This window comes from Amycolatopsis sp. NPDC114503, assembly GCF_055633655.1.
The window spans coordinates 54,373-60,894 of record NZ_JBVKDT010000014.1 but is presented as its reverse complement, the minus strand read 5'-3'; the positions used below and the strand labels follow the sequence as shown (position 1 = coordinate 60,894).

At 71.3% G+C, this 6,522-nt stretch carries 8 protein-coding genes; 1 reads left to right on the top strand and 7 read right to left on the bottom strand.

Annotation, left to right across the window (positions count from 1 at the left end; all coding sequences use genetic code 11):
• Nucleotides 1–179: 179 nt before the first annotated feature.
• The 4 genes from ACZ7OI_RS40435 to ACZ7OI_RS40420 all read right to left on the bottom strand — a co-directional run bounded on the left by ACZ7OI_RS40435 (nucleotide 180) and on the right by ACZ7OI_RS40420 (nucleotide 2,384).
• A complete protein-coding gene (locus tag ACZ7OI_RS40435; protein WP_465356539.1) occupies nucleotides 180–479 on the bottom strand; it encodes a hypothetical protein in 300 nt (99 codons plus the stop codon).
• The gene (locus tag ACZ7OI_RS40430; RefSeq protein ID WP_043830397.1) at nucleotides 466–693 is read right to left on the bottom strand and encodes a hypothetical protein; all 228 of its coding nucleotides are present in this window, start codon (nucleotides 691–693) and stop codon (nucleotides 466–468) included. Before ACZ7OI_RS40430 ends, ACZ7OI_RS40435 begins: the two co-directional genes overlap by 14 nt.
• Before the next feature lie 19 nt (nucleotides 694–712).
• The gene (locus tag ACZ7OI_RS40425) at nucleotides 713–1,165 is read right to left on the bottom strand and encodes an Lrp/AsnC family transcriptional regulator (RefSeq protein WP_033287500.1); all 453 of its coding nucleotides are present in this window, start codon (nucleotides 1,163–1,165) and stop codon (nucleotides 713–715) included.
• A gap of 76 nt (nucleotides 1,166–1,241) precedes the next feature.
• Complete coding sequence (locus tag ACZ7OI_RS40420) at nucleotides 1,242–2,384, bottom strand: M24 family metallopeptidase (RefSeq protein WP_470269406.1); 1,143 nt, start codon at nucleotides 2,382–2,384, stop codon at nucleotides 1,242–1,244.
• A 245-nt stretch (nucleotides 2,385–2,629) separates the two neighbouring features.
• Between ACZ7OI_RS40420 and ACZ7OI_RS40415 the strand changes: the two genes are divergently transcribed.
• The gene (locus ACZ7OI_RS40415) at nucleotides 2,630–3,574 is read left to right on the top strand and encodes a 5'-3' exonuclease (protein WP_470269405.1); all 945 of its coding nucleotides are present in this window, start codon (nucleotides 2,630–2,632) and stop codon (nucleotides 3,572–3,574) included.
• 44 nt (nucleotides 3,575–3,618) lie between these two features.
• Here the strand turns inward: ACZ7OI_RS40415 and ACZ7OI_RS40410 are convergent, their stop codons facing one another.
• The 3 genes from ACZ7OI_RS40410 to ACZ7OI_RS40400 are packed head-to-tail and all read right to left on the bottom strand — an operon-like array spanning nucleotide 3,619 to nucleotide 6,515.
• Nucleotides 3,619–4,836, bottom strand: coding sequence for a GNAT family N-acetyltransferase (locus tag ACZ7OI_RS40410; protein ID WP_470269404.1), 1,218 nt, complete (start codon nucleotides 4,834–4,836; stop codon nucleotides 3,619–3,621).
• Between the two features lie 55 nt (nucleotides 4,837–4,891).
• A complete protein-coding gene (locus tag ACZ7OI_RS40405) occupies nucleotides 4,892–5,278 on the bottom strand; it encodes a DUF4333 domain-containing protein (protein WP_470269403.1) in 387 nt (128 codons plus the stop codon).
• Nucleotides 5,279–5,315: 37 nt separating this feature from the next.
• Nucleotides 5,316–6,515, bottom strand: a complete 1,200-nt coding sequence (locus tag ACZ7OI_RS40400; protein WP_470269402.1) for a GNAT family N-acetyltransferase — start codon at nucleotides 6,513–6,515, stop codon at nucleotides 5,316–5,318.
• Between the last annotated feature and the right edge of the window lie 7 nt (nucleotides 6,516–6,522).

Genomic DNA, 6,522 nt, shown 5'->3' with positions numbered 1-6,522 from the left:
CCCCTCTCTCTATCCCACAAGGAAAAGCAAGAAAAGTGACGGGGGGTGGTTCGAAAGCACTCCCCCCCCATCGGAACACCACCCCCCGCGCCGTCGTCACAATCAGCTTCGGGGTGCCCCCGACACCCCCACGGCAACGTCGCCGCCAGGCGACGAGCCGACCCCCACCCCCAAGAGATTCACAAATCCAACGCAGCCCTCAAAGCCACATCGATCTGCTCCTGAACATCCGCGTCAACCTCCGCGATCCGCTCCGCCAGCCAAGGCCGGTACAACCGCGTCAGGTTCAACGTGGACACCCAATACCGAGCGTCCACCGCCACCCCGAGAATGTCCTGCGGATCCCGATCCAGCAGTTCCGTCCCGAGCAGCCAAGGCCGCTCGGACTCGTTCACCCCGTCAGACGACAGCAGCACCACGGTCCGCTGCCGCGCGGGATCAGTGGGCGGGTGGTAAGTCCAGACCTCACCCCTGCGCACGCATCTCCTTCTCCGCAGCCGCCCGCTCCGCCTCGTCCGCCTCGGCCGACGGCGCGACAGGAGCACGCTGCGGGGTATACCCGGTCCGGACCGCCTCGCGCCGGGCCGCCTTCGACAGCCAGGACGAGACCGAAATGCCGTGCGCTTTCGCGGCCCGCTCGGCGTACTCGAGCGCACCGGTGTCGAGCGAGAGTGTCACCTTACGTGTTGCCATACCTTTTACCGTACCACTCTCACAGCGTCGGCGACCTGCCCTCGAACGGGGTGGACAGCACGACGGTCGTCCGGGTGGACACCTTCGCCGCCTCGCGGATCCGCCGGAGCAGGTCTTCGAGGCCGAGCGGCGACGCGACGCGCACCAGCAGGATGTAGGACTCGTCGCCGGCCACCGAGTAGCAGGACTCGATCTCGGTGATGTGCTGGATCCGCTGCGGGTAGTCGTCGGGGGCGGCCGGGTCGTTCGGGGTGAGCGAGATCAGCGCGGTGAGCGGGAGGCCGATCTGCTCGCCGTCGAGCCGGGCGGTGTAGCCGAGGATGACGCCGCGCTGTTCGAGGCGGCGCACCCGCTGGTGCACCGCCGACACCGACAGCCCGACCCGTTCGGCGAGATCGGTGAAGCTGCGCCGCCCGTCTGCGGCCAGCTCCTGCACGATCGACTGGTCGAGCGGTTCCAGCGGCCCGCTCATGCCGTCGCCTCCTCGATCAGCATCACGCCGGTCGCCGGGGAGGCGACGGCGTGAGCGGCGGTGATCCGAGCTGCGCTCATGCGTCCAGCACGACCAGTTCGTGCGGCCGCGTGTTCACCGGCTCAACGCCCGCGTCGGTGACGAGCACGATGTCCTCGATGCGCGCGCCCCAGCGGCCGGGCTGGTAGATGCCCGGCTCGACGCTGAAGGCCATGCCCGCCTCGAGCGGCAGCGCGTTGCCCGCGATGATGTAGGGCTCCTCGTGCACGTCGAGGCCGATGCCGTGGCCCGTGCGGTGGATGAAGTACTCGCCGAATCCGGCGGCGTCGATGACGTCGCGCGCGGCCTTGTCGATGCTCTCGGCGGTGGCGCCGGGGCGGACCGCGTCGACGGCGGCCTGCTGCGCGCGCTGCAGCACGGCGTAGGTCTCGGCGACGTCGGCGTCGCGGGGTTCGCCGATCGAGTACGTGCGGGTGGAGTCGGAGTTGTAGCCCTCGGGCACCGGGCCGCCGATGTCGATCACGACGACGTCGCCGCGCTCGATGACGCGCTCGGACACGTCGTGGTGCGGGCTGGCGCCGTTGGGGCCGGAGCCGACGATGACGAAGTCGGCGTGCGTGTGGCCCTCTTCGACGATGGCGGCGGTGATGTCCGCGCCGACCTCGGCCTCGGTGCGGCCCGCGCGCAGCCACTCGCCCATCCGCGCGTGGACGCGGTCGATCGCCGCGCCCGCCTTGCGGAGGGCGTCGATTTCGGCGGCGTCCTTGCGCATCCGCAGTTCGCGCACGATCGGGCCGGCGAGGGTCTGCTCGGCGTCGCCGAACGCGGCGCGCAGGGACAGCACGTGCAGTGCCGGGGTGAAGTCGCTGACGGCGATCCGGCCGGGCTTGCCGAGCCGGTCGGCGACGAGCCGGTAGGGGTCGTCGCCGTCGACCCAGGTGAGCACCTCGACGCCGAGCTCGTCGGTGGGCACGCCGGCGTAGCCGGGGGCCTCCAGCTTCGGCACGACGAGAGCGGGGGTGCCGTCGGCGGGCACGACGAGAGTGGTCAGCCGCTCGAAGGAACCGCCGGCCTGGCCGAGCAGGTACCGCAGGTCGGACCCGGGCGCGACGAGCAGCGCGTCGGTGTCGGCGGCGGCGGCCGCTTTCGCGGCGCGGTCGAGACGGGCGCGGAGCGCGGCGGCGTCGGGAGCGGGAGTGTGGAGGGATCGGCTCGACATGACGCCGAGCCTAGTACCGGCGTCCCGGCGCAGCCCGCCCGTCCTCCTCAATCCGGCGCGGCGCCCCGGTCGTCCCCCGCGGGCGGCAGTTCGCTTTCCCTACCCGCAGAAGCCGTCTGTGAAGGTGGCCTTGAGGGAATCAGATTCCCTCAAGGGCTCCTTCACAGACTTTCCGCATCACGAGCGGCGGACGCGCCCGGCGGCGTATTCGAGGCAATGCGGGCCGGACGTGGCAGGCTGTGCGGGTGACCGGACCACTCGCTCTCCTCGATTCCGCGAGCCTCTACTTCCGCTCGTTCTACGCACTGCCCGATTCGATGACCGCGCCCGACGGGACGCCGGTCAACGCCGTGCGCGGCTTCACCGACACGATCGCGCGCATCCTGACCGACCGTCGTCCGTCGCGGCTGGTCGCCTGTCTCGACGCGGACTGGCGGCCGAAATTCCGCACGGATCTGCTGCCGAGCTACAAGGCGCACCGGGTCGCCGAAGCCGGGGACGGCGGGGCGGACGTCGAAGAGGTGCCCGACACGCTGACCCCGCAGGTGCCGATCATCCTGGAAGTGCTGGAGGCGTTCGGGTTCGCGGTCGCGGAGGCGGCCGGGTACGAGGCGGACGACGTGATCGGCGCGCTCGCGACCCGGGAGAAGGACGCGCCGGTCGAGGTGATCACCGGCGACCGCGACCTGTTCCAGCTGGTGCGCGAGGAGCCGACGCCGACGTCGGTCGTGTACGTCGGCAAGGGCTGGGCGAAGGCGGAAGTGCTGGGGCAGCGGGAAATCGCCGAGAAGTACGGCGTTCCGGTCGAGCACGCCGGGCCCGCTTACGCCGACATGGCCGCGTTGCGCGGCGACCCGTCGGACGGGCTTCCCGGCGTGGCCGGGATCGGCGAGAAGACGGCGGCGAAGCTGATCACGCAGTTCGGTTCGCTGGAGGAACTCGTCGCCGCGTCCTCGGCCGGGGATGCGCGGGTGCCGTTGAAGACCCGGCTGCGGCTCTCCGACGCCGCGGACTACCTGGCCGTCGCGCCCACGGTGGTGCGGGTCGCGGTGGACGCGCCGGTCGAGCAGTCCGGGCCGGACGCGGTGCCCACCGTGCCCGCAGATCCGGATCGGGTGGCGGAGCTGGCCGAACGGTGGAATCTGGGCCGCTCGGTGGAGCGTCTGCTGGCGGCGCTGCCCGGAGCTTGACCGTCGGGGAGGGTTCCGGCACGAGGCGGAACCCTCCCTGGCTGTCAGAAGTGCGTGCCGGTCCAGGGCTGCGTCCCGGTCCGGAACAGCGTGTCCACCCGGGCCAGGGTTTCCGCGCTCGCACCGGTGATCCGGCCGGCCAACGCCAGCGGACCGGCCTCCCACGCGCCGAGGTACAGCATCGCCAGGGTGTCGACGTCGAGCTGCAGATCCGCTTCGGCCTCAGTGCGCTCGACCCCGTTGCTGCTGACCCGGTACCGGCCGCGGTTGTCCGGCAGCATCCGGTCGTTCACTTCCAGCACAACGGGTTCCGCTGAGCCGTACGTGCGCGCGGCAAGAGCCGCCTGCACGTCGATCAGCCGCAGCCACAGCTCGTCGTCGAGGCCGATCGTCTTCGCCCGGCGCGGGTCGACGAGCAGCAAGCCCACCGGATCGTCCACCGGGCGGCAGCGCACATGCACGACCTCGACCAGGTCGACCGACAGCACGAACCGCCACAACCCGGCGAGCGCTTCCGGCGACGCCGCGTGCAGGTCGTGGACTTCGAGCGCGGCGCCTCGCTCCGGGTCGAGGTAGCTGTTCTGCGGCACGACGTGGAAGACCACGAAGCCGTCGTCGCCGTCCGGTCCAGTGTGGACAGCGACGCGGTGGTTGCCGCCGTCCGGGTGGAGATGCCAGTTGAACGCGATCGGCCACCAGAGTTCCGGACGGGCGATCGTGCCGGGACGGCCGGTGTCGATCCGTTGGTACAGCGAGGGAATGGTCGCGATCGCCTCGTCGGTGGTGAGCAGCCGGACCCGGCCGGGGAGGTCGACGCTTTCGCGCAGCGGGGCCGGTTTCTTGACCTGCAGGGTGGCCATGCGGGTCGCGACGCCGTAGCCGTAGCGGCCGTAGATCAGCGCTTCGCTCGCGTGCAGCGCGGCGACGATGTGGCCGCGCCGCACGAAGTCGTGCAGTTGCCGGTCCATCATCGCGGTGAGCACGCCGCGGCGGGTCCAGTCCGCCCGGACGCCGACGCCGTCGACTGCGGCCATCGGCACGGTCGCGCCGCCGGGGACGGTGAGCGCGGTGGCGAACGAACTGGCGATGCCGATGGCTTCGCCGTCGTGGAACGCTCCGGTCCGGCCGTCCGCCTTCCAGGAATCGCCGACCTTCGCCCAGCGCTCGTCCGAAGGCGGGTTTCCGTGCAGGGACCGCACCAGAAGGTCGAAAGTCTCACGGCTTTCGGCGTCGGTGATCTGGCGTACCACGTAGTCGCTCATGTCCCGATTGAACCAATTGCCGCCGCCGCGCGGCTATCGGATTTACCGGGCCGAGTCACTGCGGCGGGTCGACGCGGTATTTGCCGTCCGCGCCGGTCACCGTGATGGGGACGTGTTTCGTCGCGCCCGCGACGTCCACAGTGCACTGGAACCGCGAGCCGTCGGCGACGGGCTGCCGGTCCGGGCAGGACACCGTGCCGACGTTGGCCATCTTGTAGTCGGTGGTGAGGAGCCGGGTGACGGCCGAGGCCATCACTCGGGAGTCGAACACCCGCATCGCCGACGACGAACTGGGCGCGGACGACGACGCGACGCCCGGCTCGGCGGGGCTGTTCGGCGTGACGGTGACGGTGTGGACCGGAGGCGCGGGCGTCCCGCTGTCGCAGCCCGCGGCGGCGAGCATTCCCAAGCCGCACAACAGCAGCACCGGCACGGCGCGCATCAATCCCGCTCCTCTGCGCGAAACGTCTGGTCAACGGTCAGAAGAACGTACCGCACCACACCGATTCGCGCGTGCCGAAGAGAACGTCGGCGGCCTCGGGCGCGGCCGGGTCGAGCGCCTCGATCCGGCCGGTGGCGGCGAGCGCCGACGCCCGCCACGTTCCGAAGTAGAGCATCGCGAGCGTGTCGACGGAGAGCCGCAGCCCGGGTTCCGCGTCCGTGCGCGAGGCGCCGTCAGGCCCGACGACGTAGCGGCCGTCGTTGCCCGGCAGCGACCGGTCGGCCACCTCGATGACGACCGGTTCCGCCGGGCCGTAGGTGCGGGCGGCGAGCGCGGCCTGCACGTCGACCAGCCGGAGCCAGCATTCGTCGTCGGTGCTTTCGGTTTTCGCCATCCGGGGGTCGGCGAACAGCAGCGCGTGCGGTTCGTCGAGCGGGCGCATGCCGAGCACGATCTCGTCGACCAGGTCGACCGACAGCAGGAACCGCCACAGTCCGGCGAACGCGGCCGGATTGGCGTAGTGGAACGCCATCACGTTCAGTTTGGCGTGCTCGTTGGCGTCTTCCTCGACGTAGTAGGTCAGGAAGCCGTCGGCTCCGTCCGGACCGCGGTGCACGGCGGTCTGGAGCAGTTTCGCGCGGCGGCGCAGCGATGCCTCGTACCCCGGCCAGTAGACCTCGGACCGAGTCATCGCGGCGACGCGGCCCATCGCGGTCGCGGCGTACAGTTCCGGCCACTTCGGGGCGGCCTCGTCGACGCCGAGGACGGTGACCTCTCCCCCGGCCGGCACGTCCGGGCGCAGCTGCGCGCGATGCCGGTCGACGACGACCCGTTTGGCGAGGGTGGCGACTCCGTAGCCGTAGCGGCCGTAGATCGCGCCTTCCGACGCGTACAGCAGCGCCAGCGGGACGCCTTGTTCGGCGAAGTCCGCCAGCTGCGCGGCCTTCAGCGCGCTGAGCACGCCGCGCCGGGTGCGTCCGGCGCGGACTCCGACGCCGGTGACCGCGGCCAGCGGAAGCCGCGCGCCGCCGGGGACGACCATTTCCGCCGCGAAAGACCGGGCGGTGCCGACCAGGTCCGGTTCGAAGACGCCCCAGCTGCGTTCGGCCTGGTACGCCTTGGAGACGCGGTCCCAATCCTCGTCGGTGCCGGGCTGGACGTGCAGCGCGGCCCGGAACAGGTCCCAGGCCCCGCGCTGCTCGTCGGGACGGAGGATGCGGACGGTGCGGTCGCTCATGCTCCGA

Coding starts and splice junctions, on each gene's coding strand:
- ACZ7OI_RS40425 (WP_033287500.1), bottom strand. CDS start 1,165: ATGAGCGGGCCGCTGGAACCGCTCGACCAGTCGATCGTGCAGGAGCTG.
- ACZ7OI_RS40405 (WP_470269403.1), bottom strand. CDS start 5,278: ATGCGCGCCGTGCCGGTGCTGCTGTTGTGCGGCTTGGGAATGCTCGCC.
- ACZ7OI_RS40410 (WP_470269404.1), bottom strand. CDS start 4,836: ATGAGCGACTACGTGGTACGCCAGATCACCGACGCCGAAAGCCGTGAG.
- ACZ7OI_RS40400 (WP_470269402.1), bottom strand. CDS start 6,515: ATGAGCGACCGCACCGTCCGCATCCTCCGTCCCGACGAGCAGCGCGGG.
- ACZ7OI_RS40430 (WP_043830397.1), bottom strand. CDS start 693: ATGGCAACACGTAAGGTGACACTCTCGCTCGACACCGGTGCGCTCGAG.
- ACZ7OI_RS40420 (WP_470269406.1), bottom strand. CDS start 2,384: ATGTCGAGCCGATCCCTCCACACTCCCGCTCCCGACGCCGCCGCGCTC.